This is a genomic window from Wolbachia endosymbiont (group A) of Cydia splendana (assembly GCF_947179475.1).
GTDB lineage: Bacteria > Pseudomonadota > Alphaproteobacteria > Rickettsiales > Anaplasmataceae > Wolbachia > Wolbachia pipientis.
In genome coordinates this window covers 746,998-762,383 of the sequence record NZ_CAMXBP010000001.1, presented here as the reverse complement: position 1 = coordinate 762,383, position 15,386 = coordinate 746,998, and the positions used below count along the sequence as shown (strand labels likewise).

The window sequence follows — 15,386 nt, the reverse complement described above, 5'->3', positions numbered from 1 at the left end:
ATCACTTATTTTATAATCACACTTCCAAAACTAACCTGTTTGGATCTTCTATATAATTTTTTATTTTAACGAGGAAAGTTACTGCTCCTTTGCCGTCAACTATTCTGTGATCGTAAGAGAGAGCAATGTACATCATAGGTCTGATTTCTACTGCATTACCAACAGCAACTGGCCTGTTTTGTATTGAATGCATTCCAAGTATTCCAGATTGCGGAGGGTTTATTATCGGAGTGGAAAGAAGTGAACCGTATACTCCACCGTTTGAGATGGTAAATGTTGCACCTTCCATTTCTGATACTTGTAATTTACCCTCACGAGCTTTTTTGCCAAGAGCAACTAAAGTCAACTCAATTTCTGCAAATGACATCTGATCGGCACCCCGAATAACTGGTACAACAAGACCTTTATCGGTGCCAACAGCAACACCTACGTCATAGTAATGTTTATATATGATTTCATCGCCTGAGATTTCAGCGTTAATTTCAGCAATTTCTTTCAATGCTTGCACCGCTGCCTTTATAAAAAACGACATAAAACCAAGTTTTATTCCATATTTTTTTTCAAAGGCGTCCTTATATTTTGCTCTTAGATCCATGACATTCTTCATGTCAATTTCATTGAACGTGGTCAGTATTGCAGCAGTATTTTGCGATGCTTTCAAACGAGCGGCAATTACTTGCCTTATTTTGCTCATTTTTACTCGTTCCTCTCTTTGCTCTCCATTTACTACACTTTTTGGCAATTCGTATTGTTTTATTGCAGGCTGTTCTGTTTTGTTTATATGGCCTATTACATCTGCTTTTGTTATTCTGCCTCCCATGCCAGTTCCTTTGACGCTTTCTGCACTGATTGCATTTTCTTCCATAATTTTACGAGCTGATGGAGCATCTTTTTTAGCAGCACTTTCGCTTTTATCTTCTTTTCTCGCTTCCTCTTTTACTTCTCCCATGGAAAGCTTCGCTAACAATTGATCAGGACTTATTACATCATCTTCTTTTATAAGAAATTCAGTTATTTGCCCTGAAGCTTCTGCAGTTAATTCGAGTGCTGTTTTGTCAGTTTCAATTTCAAAGATCAAGTCATCTACTTTTACTGCTTCTCCAATACCCTTCTTTATTTTTACTATACCTTCTGTAACTGATTCACCACCAAGAGTTTTTGGTGCTCTGATTTCTATAATTTTGCTCATAAAACAACTTCCGTATAAAACTTTCTATAGATTTATACATGAAAAGAGACATGTAATAAACTAATAAATTCATTGAGGCTCTTATCATTTAGAAGTGACAAACGGATAACATATTCCCAAATGTCATTCCAGCACGTGACGCTAGGCCATAAAAATTCCTTGACAAGCTTTGTCAGCCCCCCTATCATGGTACTGAAGCTATTTATTTATCTTCGCAATCTGTGCAGGTTAATGACAAAAAACTTAGGGTATTTGGCGTCTCATGTTTAATTTTTCGCACTACGTGCATCGCATGTCTTTAAAAATTTTTAGGTTTTTACCTATATAAGCCGAAACGCGCTTACAAAGCGTTTAAGACAGCAAAAAACGTCAAATTGACAAGGGAGAATTTGAATGCTAGCTACTACGGGGTTTCTTTGCCTTTTTTCCTGCTTAGTAAATTTCTTAAACACTTGCGGTGTAGGTTAGTTGCAAGTTAAAAGCAGCTAAATCGCTCTTAATCAAGCGTTTTAGAATAAAAAAAACGCCGATATTTTAGTACATAGTAAATAGCCAACCACCACGGGGCTTCTTTTGCCTTTTTTTTCGCTTGGTAAATTTTTTAATATTTATAGCTAAACGACAACCGTCATCCCGCTGCTTGTTAGCGCTTACTATTACCCACAAATAAAAACATAGTATTGTATTTACTCAAATAATTTAATTTTATTAACCTGAAAGCTTATTAGATTAAAATTATTAAACTAAGAGTTATAATTTTAGCAACTAAAAGCTGTAAATTGCACCATATAAACAGTTATTTCAAGCAAAAGTTATGCCATTAAGAGCTATGCAACAAACATTTATATTTGTGGGTAATAGTAAGTTGTTAGCGGGATCTAGAGATACCGCGAATGAATCGCGGTATGACGGTTAAATAATTCGTCATCCCGCTACGTGTTAGCGCTTACTATTACCCACAAATAAAAACATAATATTGTATTTACTCAAATAATTTAATTTTATTAACCTGAAAGCTTATTAGATTAAAATTATTAAACTAAGAGTTATAATTTTAGCAACTAAAAGCTGTAAATTGCACCATATAAACAGTTATTTCAAGCAAAAGTTATGCCATTAAGAGCTATGCAACAAACATTTATATTTGTGGGTAATAGTAAGGTGTTAGCGGGATCTAGAGACACCGTGACGGTATGACGGTTCGCGGTGGTATGACGATAAGGTTTATACCTTGTCATGCAAGTACTAGAATCCAGTAAGCTTATTTATGCATATAAAAGGTTATTATTTTGTAAAGTCAAAGTTGCTTTTGGTTTTAAGTTAAAGTACAATAAATGCAAAGGTTTATATAAACTGGATCCAAGTAGTCAGCTACTTGAATGACATCAGACAAACAATCATACACATGCTAGTCAAAATAGGTACCAGAGGAAGCAAGCTTGCAGTTGCCCAGGCTTTGGAAGCAAAACAAAAGTTGCTGGATTCTTTTCCTAACTTATCTATTGAAATTGTTAAAATAAAAACTTCTGGAGATAAGTATGCAAACGCAAATCTTGCTGAAATAGGAGGCAAAGGATTATTCATTAAAGAAATTGAGACTGAATTGCTCGAAAATAATATAGACATGGCAGTTCATTCGCTAAAAGATATGCCTGCGTTTTTCTCAGGGGGTTTAACAATTCCTTGTGTTTTAGAAAGGCTAAGTTCATGCGATGCGTTTATTTCTCATAAACACAATAGCCTTGAGTCTTTGCCACAGCAGGCTACTATTGCCACTTCTTCAATAAGAAGAAAAGTTCAGTTGTTAAATGTTAGACCAGATTTAAATATAGTACCGCTACGTGGAAATGTAACAACCAGATTGCAAAATCAAAGTTTTGATGGAATAATTCTAGCTGAAGCAGGACTCATAAGATTAGAAAAACATCACTTGATTACAGAGGTATTGCCACCAAAAGTTATGTTAAGTGCAGTGGGGCAGGGGGCGGTTTGTATTCAATGTAGAAGGAATGATGTAAAAATTATCGATCTTTTAGAGAAAATTAATAATAATATGTCTTTTATAGGAGTGAAATCAGAGCGCAGTTTTATGAAGACAGTGAATGGTTCATGTTTTACACCACTTGCAGCTTTCGCTGAATATGTGAGCGAAAATATGCTACACCTTCGTTGTATGTTAGCAAGTGGAAAAAATATATACTTCACTGAGCGCACTTCATTTATAGAAGATGCGGAGAAAATGGGTATGGATGCAGGATTAGAGTTGAAATCAAAATGCTTATAAGCTTACCTAAAGTACGTGGAATCTATCGTTATGATGTCTTAATGTCTAAAGCGACGTGGTTAAATGTTGGTGGACGAGCTGATGTATTATTTAAACCATGTGATATTGAAGATTTAACATACTTGATTAAAAATACTGAACTGCCAGTTAGCGTTATTGGTGCAACATCCAACATAATAGTGCGAGATAGTGGCATTCGAGGAATAACAGTAAAATTAGGTAAGGAGTTTGCATATATTAAAAGTAAGGGTAACAACTCTATTGTAGCTGGGGGAGCTGTGCTGCTCAGCAACCTTGCTCACTTTGCGGGAAATCAGCAGATTAGTGGGTTGGAGTTTCTAGTTGGAATTCCAGGAACAGTTGGTGGCGGAATAGAAATGAATGCAGGTGCATATGGTAGTGATATCGCAAGTGTTGTACAATCCATAAAAGCAGTAAATCTAGAGGATGGAAACCTATATGAGTTCTCCAGCGAAGAAATGGGGTATTTTTACCGTGGACATAGCCTAAAAGGAAATTGGATTTTTGTTGAAGCTGAGTTTAAAGGAGTAAACTCAGAGTATGAGCTTATACTGCAAAGGTTAAAGGAAGTTATTGAGAGAAAAAATAAAAGCCAGCCAATAAGAGGAAAAACTGCTGGGTGCATATTCAAAAATCCAAAAAACTACCGAGCATGGGAGTTAATTGATAAATCTGGCTGCCTAGGGTTAAATATTGGTGGAGCTAGAATCTCTCAGAAACATTGTAACTTCTTGCTCAATTACGATAATGCAACTGCATCTGACTTGGAAAACCTTGGCAACAAAGTAAAAGATGCAGTAAAGGATAAATTTAATGTTGAACTTGAGTGGGAAATAAGGGTTTTGGGTAGCTATTAGATAGTTTTTATAGCTTATGTATATTCGTTCAGGAGAACGGCAAATAAGGTAAACAAGTAATCTAAAAAAATAATCATAGAGAAACCGTGAGGTAATGTGGTTAATCTTGTAGAACTTTGCAAGAATCTAGAGAGAAAAATAGCAAAGTTATACCAATTCTCATTATTAGTGAATCAAATAAGCGATATTGTAGAGTTATTTAATTGTGGAGTGAGAAAGAAAGGCAATAGTATGGCTTTTTTTCCATTGTTATCTATCCGTTTATTGTGCAGTGGGAATTGGTATTAGCTGAACGGACACTATTGTTATACTATATCTTATATACAATTGTGCAATATGGACAATGGCAACAAATTTACTAGCGAAATTCAGTGATTTATGATTGATAATTAAAGTTCTTAATTAGTAACCGTTCACACTTAATTCTTCAATCTCACTAATAGAAAGGCCAGTAAATTTGACAATAGTGTTGACATCAACATTGTTAGCCAGCATTGCTTTTGCGACTTCGATTTTTCCTTCGATTTTTCCTTCGATTTTTCCTTCAATTTTCCCTTCCTCTTTACCGATTTTGATGCCTCTTTCTTCGCCAATTTGGATGCCTTTTTCAGTAGCAAGGTCAAGTCTGTATTCAAGAATGGCTTCTTCTTTCCGTAGATCCATTATTCTTTCTTCATAAGCTACTAAATCTTTTTCATTCCAGCTAAACCTGTCTAATTCATCGTAGGCTAACTTTATTATTGGTGCTTTTTCTGCTATTTTCCTTAAGTCTTCTTCCGTAGTTTCATCTGCATATTTGAAGAAAAATAACCAACGATCCACTATGCTTTCTAGCTGTTCTTCCTTATTCTTAGGAAATTTAGGTAGTTCAATAAATACAAATTGAAAATCTTTTAAGTCATGCTCATTGGTTTTCTCATCTCTTATAGTGTGGCTGGATATATAATCAAGCTTATCAGGAAATAAATTACAATTAGAGATAGCAATAAAGAAAACCTTCTTTAAATCAATGTACTTACCAGATTTATCAGCTTGCCTTGAGTAAGCCTTAGCAGCATATAGTTGAGCTCGTTTTTCGAATCCTTTATCGCGAGTGAGCTGCATTTCAATCACATACCTAGCCCCACTAGAGTCCCTGCAAAGAACATCAACTATACTTTGCTTATCAGAGGCAATTTCAGGATCCATTATAGTACTGAGGAATTCCACTTCTTGTATAGTATTTATCTCGGTAAACCCTAAAATATCATTCAAAAAATGTATGAGAATATTCTTATTTTTTTCAGTGCCAAAGATTCTTTTAAAGGTTAAATCCAGCTTAGGGTCGAGAAACTTAGATAAAGCCATAGCCAAAGTGCTTAAAAATATTAATAATTATACACTATTATTAACAATTATTCAACCATATTTTTGAAGATAGCTATGCCGCCGCGAACCGTCATACCGCCGCGGTATCTCTAGATCCCGCTAACAAGCAGCGGGATGACGAATTACTTAACCGTCATACCACCGCGAACCGTCATACCGCCGCGGTATCTCGGCATAGATTCCGCTAATTAGTAGCGGAATGACGATTGTGTATCGTGTTTTGCTAAAAATCACAGAATGCAGTCTGGTTACCTTATTAGAAGTTTAGCTTTAACTTTAAATGGACTACTCAACCGTGACAGACTTAGCTAAATTTCTTGGACAATCTGCATCTAACCCTTTTTTTGCTGCAGTAAAGTAAGCAAGGAATTGCATAGCAACACTGTAGATGATTGGAGAGATAAAATTATCAGTGTCTGGAAGTTGCACCACATCTGCGCAAACTCCCCTTAGGAATGGCGCTCCTTGTTTATCACTGAAGGCAATTACTTTGCCTTTTCTTGCAATAATCTCTTGTATATTAGATAGCGTTTTAAAGAATAAATCATCATAAGGGATAATTGCTATAACAAGCACAGTAGAGTCTATTAAAGCAATAGAACCATGCTTCATTTCTCCCGCTGCAATACCAGTTGTATTGATATATGAAAGCTCTTTTATTTTCAATGCGCCTTCCATTGCAACTCCGTATGAACTTCCTCTGCCGATTAAAATAACGTTATTGTGTTCTAATATACTGCCCGATATATGTTGTATTTTCATCACATTCAAAACGTGCTCAACATACTCGGGAATAGAGTTAATAGCGTTGCTTAGCTGTTTTATTCTCTCTCCACCCAGTATACCTTTTATTTTTCCAAGCTCCACGGCAAAGCATGCTAAAGTTGCAAGTTGCGCAGAAAAGGTTTTTGTTGAAGCAACACCAATTTCTGGCCCAGCAAGAGTATGTAACACAATATCTGAGATCTTTTCAATGCTGCTGCTAAATGTATTAGTTATACTAATGATTGTTTGCTTCTGTGATTTCGCATAACGCAGCGCTTCTATGGTATCTGCAGTTTCGCCAGATTGAGAGATGAATAACCCAATGCTGCCTTCTTCTAGCTTGACGTTGCTATACCTAAATTCTGACGAGATTTCTAGATATACTCGAACTTGAGCGACACTTTCCAGCCAATACTTCGCTATTAGCCCAGCAAAATAAGATGATCCGCATCCAACTATAGTAATGTGATTCAGTTCAGAGAATAATTTTTTGTTGACCTCTTTATATTGCTTGTAAAATTGGTTTATTGTTTTGTTTAATGCACAAGGTTGCTCAAAAATCTCTTTTAACATGAAGCTAGGGTAACCATTTTTGCTAATTAGAAAATCACTTGGACTACTATTTTCTATACTGCGTTTAACTTGTGTACCATTGTTGTATATACTAACTCCACTAGATTTTATCACTGCAATGTCATCATCTTCCAAATGCGATATTCTTTCCACAAATGCACTTAAAGCATTAGAGTCAGATGCAGCAAACACTGTGTTACAGTTATAGCCTATTGCTAAAGGCAAATTTCTCTTCGCAACAAATAAGGCGTCTGGATATTCTGCAAATAATAAGACCAAGGCAAATGAGCCGTGTAGGTTGTTTAAACACTTAAATAGAGAATCAACTGGCGACAATCCTTCATCAAGATATAAGGTTAGCATGTTTGGTATGATCTCTGTGTCAGTGTCAGTATGGAATGACATGCCCCTTTCTTCTAGGCCCTTTTTTAGCAGATTGTAATTCTCAATTATGCCGTTATGAGCAACAACAACGTTATTTGTACGAATGGGGTGAGCATTTTTAAGGCCTGGGACTCCATGTGTAGCCCAGCGAGTATGTGCTATACCAACTGTACTGTGAGACATCTTGCTGTCATCAACAACTTCACATAACCTTTTGACTTTACCTTCTGATTTTTTGACTTCTATCTCGCCTTCATTATTTATGATTGCTATACCTGAAGAGTCATATCCCCTATATTCCAATTTTTGCAACCCAGTTAGTAAAGTTGGTATTACTGAATCACCGCTACTTACTACACCAAATATTCCGCACACAAATGGATCACCAAACAAACTTTTTTCTAAACATGTTAAGCATTTTTGCCTTTATTACTGGTTGATTTATATTCTTTTTATCATTCTTTCGATTTTACCTTTTTAATTGGTTTAGCTGCTACTTTTTGAGTTTCTTTGCTTAAAACCTCAGATATAGCGGACTTTAGAACTTTTATCTCAACTTTTGGTGCTATTTCTATTATAAATTGTGCATTTGCCTCATCAACTTTATTAACTTCACCTATTATTCCACCAGAAGTAATGACTGTATCACCACGTTTTATTTGATCTATCATCTTTCTATGTTCTTTTAGTTTTTTTTGTTGCGGGCGAATAATGAGAAAATAAAATACCACAAATATTAAAATCAATGGAGTAAAACTAGCAAAAGATGCGCCGATACTTGATGTATTGCTAGTTGCATCTGCTGCAAAAACTTCAGAAATGAGCATATTTAATCCTAATTGTTAATGATAAAAACAAACCTATTTAAGTATTAATTACAATACCATGCCATGTCAAGTTTGGTGAAGGCGTTTCTCAATACCGGCAATAATACTGCGAATTCTAAGTTATGCTAAAACTAATATGGCGGGAGTGATGAGACTTGAACTCACGACCTCATGCGTGACAGGCATGCGCTCTAACCAACTGAGCTACACCCCCCTAATTTCTTTTTAGCGTTTTCGGGCTTCAACTTTAAAGCTAATAAACATGTTGCCCTTTGTCAATATTTTTTGTTTGCGCTTTGCTGTCTTTTCTATTACTATGTAAATAATTTAATTTCACACATGGCTTGTACAAGTAGTCCCATTAGGGTTATGCCATGGAAGATAAACTATTTGGAGGAATGATATATGACAAATTTGCCTAAAGTCACTGTGCGTGATTTAGCTGAATCGGGTGTACATTTTGGTCACAAAATTAGTCGCTGGAACGCAAAAATGGCTCCATACATATATGGAGTGCATCAAGAAAATCGTATACATATAATTGATTTGCGAAAAACACTACCATTGCTACAGGTGGCCATGAAGGCTTTATATGACGTTGCATTTCAAGGTGGTCGCATTCTATTTGTTGGTACAAAGTTTCAAGCTTTTGATATTATTGCAAGTGAAGCGATTCGTTGTGGTCAATATTATGTGAATCATCGTTGGCTTGGTGGTATGCTTACTAATTGGGGCACTGTTTCTTCTTCGATAAAAACCTTGATGCAATATGAGAAAATATTAAATGACGAGGATAGCATTTTAACAAAGAAAGAATTGGGAAACATTGAAAAGAAAAAGCAAAAGCTTGATAAGGCGCTTGGCGGTATTAGAGAAATGGGAGCAATTCCTGATATCTTATTCATCATTGATACTAATAAAGAGCATATAGCGGTTAAGGAGGCTAAGAAGTTAGGAATTCCAATAGTTGCAATACTTGATACTAATTCTGATCCAGATGGTATTACTTATCTAATACCTGGAAATGATGACTCAAGAAAATCAATAGAGCTCTATTGTAAATTAGCTACCGACTCTATATTAGCTGGAATAGAGTCTAGTCTAGCAAAATCTGGAGTTAAGGTTGATGATATAAGGGGTGATGAGTTTATTCAAGAAAAAGAAGATGGTATTGTGCAAACTAAAAGGAGACGTAGTAAAGTTTACAAAGAAGAAGAAAGGGAGGTAGTAACAAATGAAGATGAATCCAGATGATATAAGAGAATTACGTGATAGAACAGGGCTTGGCTTAAGTGACTGTAAAAAAGCATTAGAAGAATGTAATGGTGACATTAAGAAAGCCGTTGATAAGTTACGTACAATAGGTCTTGCTAAAGCTGACAAAAAATCTGATAGAGTAGCTTCAGATGGGCTCGTTGCTATGTGTTTGACTGAAAATTGTGGTGTATTGATTGAACTCAATTGCGAAACCGATTTTGTCGCAAGGAATGAGAAATTTATAGAGTTAGTTTTAAATTTAGCATCAATTGCTCATCAAGAACGCTGTACTAGCGTTGATGAGTTAAAAAATGCCAAGTATGAAAGCATTGGCACAGTGCAGGAAGCTATTATGAATGGTACGTCAGTTCTTGGTGAGAAGCTAGAGTTAAGCAAGCTTTGTTACTTAGAAGCTAAGGATGGAGTTATTGCTGGCTACGTACATGGTGATGCGCATGGCTTAGGTAAGATTGGTGCTTTAATTGCATTGCAATCATCTGGTGATAAGGCGAAGCTACAAGAGATTGGGAAACAAATAGCTATGCATGTAGTTGCTATGAAGCCTGAAGCCTTGTCTATAGATGATTTAGATCAAATGAAGTTGAACAACGAACGTTCTATAATTGAAGAGCAAGTGAGGAGCTTAAATAAACCTGAAGAAGTAGCAAAAAAAATAGTAGATGGACGAATGGCTAAGTACTATGAAGAAGTTGTTTTACTGGAGCAAAAATTTATAAAGGATGATAAGATGAAGATTTCTGATTTTATAAAATCAAGCGAGTTGAGTGCTGTTAAACTCTCTAATTACAAGTTACTTGTTTTGGGTGATGCAGATTAAATAGCAAAAAATGTTTATTTCAACAAATGAAAAAAGCGAAATAAAATATTCCAGGGTGTTATTTAAAATCTCTGGTGAGGCTTTGATGGGATCAAAGCAATTTGGTCACGATATGGAGACTATAGGTGAGTTATCTAAAGGCATAGTTGAAGTTTGTAATCTTGGAGTTCAGGTATGTATTGTTGTTGGTGGTGGTAATATCTTTCGTGGCACATCTGCGTCTTTAAGTGGTTGTGAAAGAGCAAGCAGTGATTATATTGGAATGCTTGCAACTATAATCAATGCTTTAATTTTACAAAACTTTTTAGAAAAAAATTTAGTAGCTTCTAGGGTATTATCTGCAATACCCATGGCCACTGTATGCGAACCTTACATCAGAAGGAAAGCTATTCGTCATTTAGAAAAAGGTAGAGTGGTAATTTTTGCAGCAGGCACAGGCAACCCATTTTTTACTACAGATACAGCTGCAGCCTTACGTGCTGTTGAAATGAATTGTGATGTTATTCTAAAGGGTACGCAAGTAAATGGTGTATACTCCGCTGATCCGAAAAAAAATGAGGATGCTGTAATGTATGATAGGCTTTCTTACACGGATTTATTGACTCGTGATTTAAAAGTTATGGATGCATCAGCAATTTCACTTGCTCGTGAGAATTCTATTCCAATTATAGTTTTTTCTTTGAAGGGAGAAAAAATAGTCAATATTATTAAGGGTCAAGGTACTTATACTATAGTTTCAGATTGTAAACATTAGGTAATTTATGTTAAATGAAATAAAAGCTAAAACAAAAGAAAGAATGCTAAAAACTATTCAGTCCTTTCATGATGATATTAAAGGCGTACGCACTGGTAGAGCTAGCGCATCGTTGCTTGATGGTATAGTTGTAAATATCTATGGTGGACATCAAAAGTTAAATCAGGTTGCAGGTGTTTCGGTTATAGATAACAAAACCCTATCAATTAAAGTTTGGGACATTAGTGTTGTAGGTGAAGTGAAAAACGCTATATTAAATGCTAACCTGAATTTAAATCCTGTTGTCGAGGGTAGCACCATACGTATAGCTCTTCCGGACTTGACACAAGAAACCCGTGAAAAATTAGTGAAATTATTGCATCAGTTTGCTGAAAATGCACGGATTGCCATTAGAAATATACGTAGAGATATTATGGAAGAAACAGAAAAAATGAAGGAAAATAAAGAAATCTCAGAAGATGATTTTCATGGTGCTAAAAAGGAAATACAAAATATTACTGATAATAATATAAAAAAAATTGATGGTGAATTGTCCATCAAAGAAAAGGATATACTGAATCACTAAATGATATGGAGAAAGCTTACATAGCAAATGATGTCATTCCAGTGCTTGACACTGGAATCCAGTCTTTACTATACAACTATCTGATGCACTTGTTTGAAATCAAATTTCCTGGATCCCAGTGTCGGAGCACTGGGATGACACCAATTTTGCATTCAAGTATCAACTATTGGTGTCACTACAGTAACTCTCTTCCTGTCATGCAAGTAGCTGACACCTTCCAGGTGTCCATTGAAATCCAAAAAATTTCACTCAAGTCAAAATTAGGTTAAATTTAAATGTTGAATCAAGAATCTTTACCGAAACATTTAGCAATTATTATGGATGGTAATGGTAGATGGGCAAACAATCAAGGAAGAGTAAAAATTGATGGTTATAAAAAGGGCAGTGAAGTTGCATACGATATTGCCAAGTATTGTACGGACCTAACCATACCCTACTTAACTTTGTATGCATTCTCTATGGAGAATTGGCTTAGACCCAAAAACGAAACTGACTGTCTATTTGATTTATTTTACTCCGTTTTAACTAATGAAGATAAAGTCAATTTCATTTGCAACTGTAACATTAAGTTGAATTTTATTGGCAATTTAAGTCTGTTATCCAGTAAAATATTGGATCAAATTAAAAAAGCAGAAGAAATGACACATAAGAACGATGGTTTATTACTCACTGTGGCAGTCAGTTACGGAGCAAAGCAAGAAATTACACAAGCTATAAGCAATATTATAAAAGAAAATATTGCTTATGTATCAGAAGAGGAATTTGAAAAATTTCTGTATACTAAAGATTTGCCAAAATTGGATTTATTAATTCGCACTGGCGGCGAAAAAAGGTTAAGCAACTTTTTATTATGGCAAGCAGCTTATGCTGAATTGTATTTTTGTGATACTTTATGGCCTGATTTTTCTTGTCAAGATTTGAGTAAAGCATTAGAAGATTATATAAAAAGAGAGAAAAAATATGGTAGATAATAATTTTATAATTAGAATGTTGTCCTCAATAGTAATATTATTCATATTTTCCTTTGCTACATATTTTAGTGATTTATCGTTTTACCTATTGATTTTTTCAATAGCAGTTTTATCTTCTTTTGAATGGTATAATCTAACCCAAGGAAATAAAATTTTATACGTTTTTGCATTATTATTGATTGCACTACCAAGCGCCTCATTAATATATTTATATAATCTACCACAGGGAAAATACGCATTAGTATGGTTCGTCTTAACCATTTGGGGAATTGACGTTACTGCCTACCTATTTGGCAAGAATTTTGGTGGAGCTAAAATTTGCCCAATTCTTAGCCCTGGAAAAACTTGGACAGGACTTCTTGGTGCGATTTTAGCTGGAGTAGTGTGCACAATTTTTGGATCAATATTTTTTGGTCTATTTTCAATTTTTTATTCTCCAATCATTGGCCTTGCAATTGCTATTCTAGCGCAACTTGGCGATTTCACTGAGTCGCTTGTTAAAAGAGCTTACGGTGTTAAAGATAGTGGAAATATGATACCTGGCCATGGGGGAGTGCTCGACCGTATGGACAGTTTCATTTTTACTGCCCCTCTTATTGCTATTTACATAAGCTAAGTCTGCAGAAGTGCCATTAGAGCTCATCCCTAGTCAGCTCCCCAACCGCTTCTACAGTGCAGTCATGGACAAACGTCTTTTCACAATAAGGGCAGGCTATTTCCTCTTCTTCTCCCATATCTAAATATATTAATGGATGGCCGGAACCCTCATCATTCTCATCACCATGACAACAAACTTTTCTATTATTAACCCTCACTTTTGACATGCTGCTCCTTTAGCTTATAACATTTTATATATTGAATATACCCATTCAGAAATAAAAAACAACAAGCACTATTCTCCATTTTTTATCCTATTCAGGTTAATCAATTCGTTTTGAACACCTTTTGATACAAATTTGCTAACATCTTCTCCTAATCTTGCTATTTCCTTTACAAAGCTTGATGAGATAAATTGAGTATCTTCAGAAGCGGGAAGAAATATGGTTTCGATTTCAGGAAGAAGTTTATAATTTACCCAACTCATTTGAAACTCGTAATCAAAATCCGACACTGCTCTTAATCCTCTAATAATAACAGAAGCATTCTGCTCTTTGGCAAACTTCACTAGCAACCCATTAAAAGATATAACATCTGCATCAATTCCTAGTCCTTTGATTTCATTTTCAGCCATGCTTGTGCGTAGCTTTGTGTCAAAGGCAGTATGCTTATTAACGTTTTCTGCAACTCCTATTATTAATTTATCGACTAGTTTACACGCTCTTTTGATTATGTCAATATGCCCAAAAGTTATAGGGTCAAATGTGCCAGGGTAGATTCCTATTTTGTCATTAATGTTCATCCTTTATTTTTATAAACTACTTTAAAAACTTTTGATAGACATAATAACATTTTTTATCTAAAAATAAAAGTATACAGTTGGCCTGATAGCTCAGTTGGTAGAGCAAAGGACTGAAAATCCTTGTGTCGCTGGTTCGATTCCTGCTCAGGCCACCTTCTCTTTCTTACCAAATTTACCTTTTTGTTGTAAAACGTTCTATAATATGTTATGATATTGATATAAGTGTTGAGAGGGTAAACTATATGTATAGATATTATAGCAGAATATTTAATATCTTATTAATTATAGTTCTATTATTAAGCAATATTACTTATGCTGGCGTTAGTGAAAAACCGGCATCTCAACATGTAACCAGAAAAGAAGAACCAGCGTCAACTGTCTTGACGGCAGAAAATACAGTAAATAATGACGTAGTTGTTGGTTTGTTGAAAACGGAAGAAGCACATGAACTTGGGCTATCTCAAAATATCTATGAGATGTTTAATAACTTTGTGGTTAAGACTGTACTGATTGATTATAATAAGATAATTAGCCTTAAAAAAATTCAGACAGAGTCACTTAATCTCGCAAAACAAGATAAAACATTGGCAAAAAAGCTAACATTAGACCGAATAAAAGTTGAAGTTGCACAATTCATTAAAGAGCACAAAATAAATAGGATATTTATTCCGGATAATTTACATTCAGCACCCACTCCTTATCGCCAGCTTGTTACTGAAGCAATTGTAAAAATAGTTGATGATAACCCTGCAATTCATTTACTTGGCATATGTGAAGGCATAATGAATGCAAAGGGAATTGAAGTAGTGAGTGTTGTGAGTGATGAAGAGAAGCAAAGATCTCATTTAAAATCAGCACCTAATCCACAGAAAGAGGATGTACCTCTCCAGCAGATAAAGATCGTTCCAAATAGTCGTTTAGCAGAAGTAGTAGCCAAATTCCTAATACCTAATGAAAATGGCTGGTTTTCAACATATTTTCCAGATGCTCATTCAGGAGCAGTAGGTAATACACCAGAAAATAGAAGAAAATTGGAGTCACTTGGATATAAAGTTGCAGCATTTTCCAGTGAGGGGGTAATAGAGGCTATTGAAGATAAGCATGGTAATGTTCACTTTCAAAGTCATCCAGAAGCCCTTGTTGTGAAGTCAGATAAAAACCTCTATTTATCAAATCACAAGGAACGTCAAGTGTCTACACTAGTTGCTATAGCGATTATGAATGATTTTCTTTATCGTGCTTAATGGCTATAGCTTTAGGCTTACCGACGATTTGATAAACGATAGATTTGTCATGTATCCGTTCAGGCAATGGCGTCAACTTAAGGAAAAATA

17 protein-coding genes and 2 tRNA genes are annotated in these 15,386 nt (G+C 35.2%); 12 read left to right on the top strand and 7 right to left on the bottom strand.

Annotation, left to right across the window (positions count from 1 at the left end; all coding sequences use genetic code 11):
- Positions 1 to 16: 16 nt before the first annotated feature.
- Positions 17 to 1,189: a 2-oxoglutarate dehydrogenase complex dihydrolipoyllysine-residue succinyltransferase gene (odhB, locus tag OM961_RS03745; RefSeq protein ID WP_264339436.1), complete on the bottom strand. Its 1,173-nt coding sequence runs from the start codon at positions 1,187 to 1,189 to the stop codon at positions 17 to 19.
- Between the two features lie 1,405 nt (positions 1,190 to 2,594).
- On the opposite strand from odhB, the gene hemC reads away from it, so the two are divergent.
- From hemC to OM961_RS03730, 3 genes are all read left to right on the top strand, one after another.
- The gene (gene hemC, locus OM961_RS03740) at positions 2,595 to 3,473 is read left to right on the top strand and encodes a hydroxymethylbilane synthase (RefSeq protein ID WP_264339435.1); all 879 of its coding nucleotides are present in this window, start codon (positions 2,595 to 2,597) and stop codon (positions 3,471 to 3,473) included.
- Complete coding sequence (murB, locus tag OM961_RS03735; RefSeq protein ID WP_174516061.1) at positions 3,464 to 4,351, top strand: UDP-N-acetylmuramate dehydrogenase; 888 nt, start codon at positions 3,464 to 3,466, stop codon at positions 4,349 to 4,351. Before hemC ends, murB begins: the two co-directional genes overlap by 10 nt.
- Positions 4,352 to 4,447: 96 nt before the next feature.
- Entirely contained in the window at positions 4,448 to 4,639 is a 192-nt protein-coding gene (locus OM961_RS03730; RefSeq protein WP_070356842.1) for a hypothetical protein, read from the top strand.
- 114 nt (positions 4,640 to 4,753) lie between these two features.
- Here OM961_RS03730 and OM961_RS03725 read toward each other — a convergent pair whose 3' ends face one another.
- The 4 genes from OM961_RS03725 to OM961_RS03710 all read right to left on the bottom strand — a co-directional run bounded on the left by OM961_RS03725 (position 4,754) and on the right by OM961_RS03710 (position 8,482).
- A complete protein-coding gene (locus OM961_RS03725; RefSeq protein ID WP_264339434.1) occupies positions 4,754 to 5,698 on the bottom strand; it encodes an Rpn family recombination-promoting nuclease/putative transposase in 945 nt (314 codons plus the stop codon).
- Positions 5,699 to 6,004: 306 nt separating this feature from the next.
- Positions 6,005 to 7,816, bottom strand: a complete 1,812-nt coding sequence (gene glmS / locus OM961_RS03720) for a glutamine--fructose-6-phosphate transaminase (isomerizing) (RefSeq protein WP_182309421.1) — start codon at positions 7,814 to 7,816, stop codon at positions 6,005 to 6,007.
- An 80-nt stretch (positions 7,817 to 7,896) separates the two neighbouring features.
- Positions 7,897 to 8,268: a preprotein translocase subunit YajC gene (gene yajC, locus OM961_RS03715; RefSeq protein ID WP_015589055.1), complete on the bottom strand. Its 372-nt coding sequence runs from the start codon at positions 8,266 to 8,268 to the stop codon at positions 7,897 to 7,899.
- A 137-nt stretch (positions 8,269 to 8,405) separates the two neighbouring features.
- Positions 8,406 to 8,482, bottom strand: a tRNA-Asp gene (locus OM961_RS03710).
- Between the two features lie 191 nt (positions 8,483 to 8,673).
- Between OM961_RS03710 and rpsB the strand changes: the two genes are divergently transcribed.
- The 7 genes from rpsB to OM961_RS03675 are packed head-to-tail and all read left to right on the top strand — an operon-like array spanning position 8,674 to position 13,269.
- Entirely contained in the window at positions 8,674 to 9,522 is an 849-nt protein-coding gene (gene rpsB, locus OM961_RS03705; RefSeq protein ID WP_264339433.1) for a 30S ribosomal protein S2, read from the top strand.
- On the top strand, positions 9,503 to 10,363 hold the full coding sequence (gene tsf / locus OM961_RS03700) for a translation elongation factor Ts (RefSeq protein WP_264339432.1): 861 nt from the start codon (positions 9,503 to 9,505) through the stop codon (positions 10,361 to 10,363). The genes rpsB and tsf overlap by 20 nt, the downstream gene beginning before the upstream one ends.
- Positions 10,364 to 10,379: 16 nt before the next feature.
- Positions 10,380 to 11,117: a UMP kinase gene (pyrH, locus tag OM961_RS03695; protein ID WP_405196809.1), complete on the top strand. Its 738-nt coding sequence runs from the start codon at positions 10,380 to 10,382 to the stop codon at positions 11,115 to 11,117.
- Between the two features lie 7 nt (positions 11,118 to 11,124).
- The gene (frr, locus tag OM961_RS03690) at positions 11,125 to 11,682 is read left to right on the top strand and encodes a ribosome recycling factor (RefSeq protein ID WP_155968563.1); all 558 of its coding nucleotides are present in this window, start codon (positions 11,125 to 11,127) and stop codon (positions 11,680 to 11,682) included.
- Between the two features lie 5 nt (positions 11,683 to 11,687).
- Positions 11,688 to 11,951 (top strand): hypothetical protein, encoded by a 264-nt coding sequence (locus tag OM961_RS07455; RefSeq protein ID WP_039964055.1) that lies wholly within the window; start codon positions 11,688 to 11,690, stop codon positions 11,949 to 11,951.
- 6 nt (positions 11,952 to 11,957) lie between these two features.
- Positions 11,958 to 12,653, top strand: coding sequence for a polyprenyl diphosphate synthase (uppS, locus tag OM961_RS03680; RefSeq protein WP_182309382.1), 696 nt, complete (start codon positions 11,958 to 11,960; stop codon positions 12,651 to 12,653).
- Positions 12,643 to 13,269 (top strand): phosphatidate cytidylyltransferase, encoded by a 627-nt coding sequence (locus OM961_RS03675; protein ID WP_015589049.1) that lies wholly within the window; start codon positions 12,643 to 12,645, stop codon positions 13,267 to 13,269. The genes uppS and OM961_RS03675 overlap by 11 nt, the downstream gene beginning before the upstream one ends.
- A gap of 16 nt (positions 13,270 to 13,285) precedes the next feature.
- On the opposite strand, the gene OM961_RS03670 is transcribed toward OM961_RS03675, so the two are convergent.
- Positions 13,286 to 13,477 carry a zinc-finger domain-containing protein gene (locus OM961_RS03670; RefSeq protein WP_006279326.1) on the bottom strand — a complete coding sequence of 64 codons (192 nt, stop codon included), beginning with the start codon at positions 13,475 to 13,477 and terminating at the stop codon, positions 13,286 to 13,288.
- Positions 13,478 to 13,545: 68 nt separating this feature from the next.
- Positions 13,546 to 14,052 (bottom strand): pantetheine-phosphate adenylyltransferase, encoded by a 507-nt coding sequence (coaD, locus tag OM961_RS03665; RefSeq protein ID WP_015589048.1) that lies wholly within the window; start codon positions 14,050 to 14,052, stop codon positions 13,546 to 13,548.
- Positions 14,053 to 14,131: 79 nt separating this feature from the next.
- Between coaD and OM961_RS03660 the strand changes: the two genes are divergently transcribed.
- Both OM961_RS03660 and OM961_RS03655 read left to right on the top strand, forming a co-directional pair.
- Positions 14,132 to 14,204: transfer RNA gene (locus OM961_RS03660), tRNA-Phe, on the top strand.
- Between the two features lie 90 nt (positions 14,205 to 14,294).
- A complete protein-coding gene (locus tag OM961_RS03655) occupies positions 14,295 to 15,296 on the top strand; it encodes a gamma-glutamyl-gamma-aminobutyrate hydrolase family protein (protein WP_264339431.1) in 1,002 nt (333 codons plus the stop codon).
- The last annotated feature ends 90 nt before the right edge of the window (positions 15,297 to 15,386 follow it).

Excerpts from the sequence above, each read along its gene's own strand:
- odhB (WP_264339436.1), bottom strand. The coding sequence starts at position 1,189 with ATGAGCAAAATTATAGAAATCAGAGCACCAAAAACTCTTGGTGGTGAA.
- hemC (WP_264339435.1), top strand. The coding sequence starts at position 2,595 with ATGCTAGTCAAAATAGGTACCAGAGGAAGCAAGCTTGCAGTTGCCCAG.
- murB (WP_174516061.1), top strand. The coding sequence starts at position 3,464 with ATGCTTATAAGCTTACCTAAAGTACGTGGAATCTATCGTTATGATGTC.
- OM961_RS03725 (WP_264339434.1), bottom strand. The coding sequence starts at position 5,698 with ATGGCTTTATCTAAGTTTCTCGACCCTAAGCTGGATTTAACCTTTAAA.
- yajC (WP_015589055.1), bottom strand. The coding sequence starts at position 8,268 with ATGCTCATTTCTGAAGTTTTTGCAGCAGATGCAACTAGCAATACATCA.
- rpsB (WP_264339433.1), top strand. The coding sequence starts at position 8,674 with ATGACAAATTTGCCTAAAGTCACTGTGCGTGATTTAGCTGAATCGGGT.
- tsf (WP_264339432.1), top strand. The coding sequence starts at position 9,503 with ATGAAGATGAATCCAGATGATATAAGAGAATTACGTGATAGAACAGGG.
- frr (WP_155968563.1), top strand. The coding sequence starts at position 11,125 with ATGTTAAATGAAATAAAAGCTAAAACAAAAGAAAGAATGCTAAAAACT.
- OM961_RS07455 (WP_039964055.1), top strand. The coding sequence starts at position 11,688 with ATGGAGAAAGCTTACATAGCAAATGATGTCATTCCAGTGCTTGACACT.
- uppS (WP_182309382.1), top strand. The coding sequence starts at position 11,958 with ATGTTGAATCAAGAATCTTTACCGAAACATTTAGCAATTATTATGGAT.
- OM961_RS03675 (WP_015589049.1), top strand. The coding sequence starts at position 12,643 with ATGGTAGATAATAATTTTATAATTAGAATGTTGTCCTCAATAGTAATA.
- OM961_RS03670 (WP_006279326.1), bottom strand. The coding sequence starts at position 13,477 with ATGTCAAAAGTGAGGGTTAATAATAGAAAAGTTTGTTGTCATGGTGAT.
- coaD (WP_015589048.1), bottom strand. The coding sequence starts at position 14,052 with ATGAACATTAATGACAAAATAGGAATCTACCCTGGCACATTTGACCCT.
- OM961_RS03655 (WP_264339431.1), top strand. The coding sequence starts at position 14,295 with ATGTATAGATATTATAGCAGAATATTTAATATCTTATTAATTATAGTT.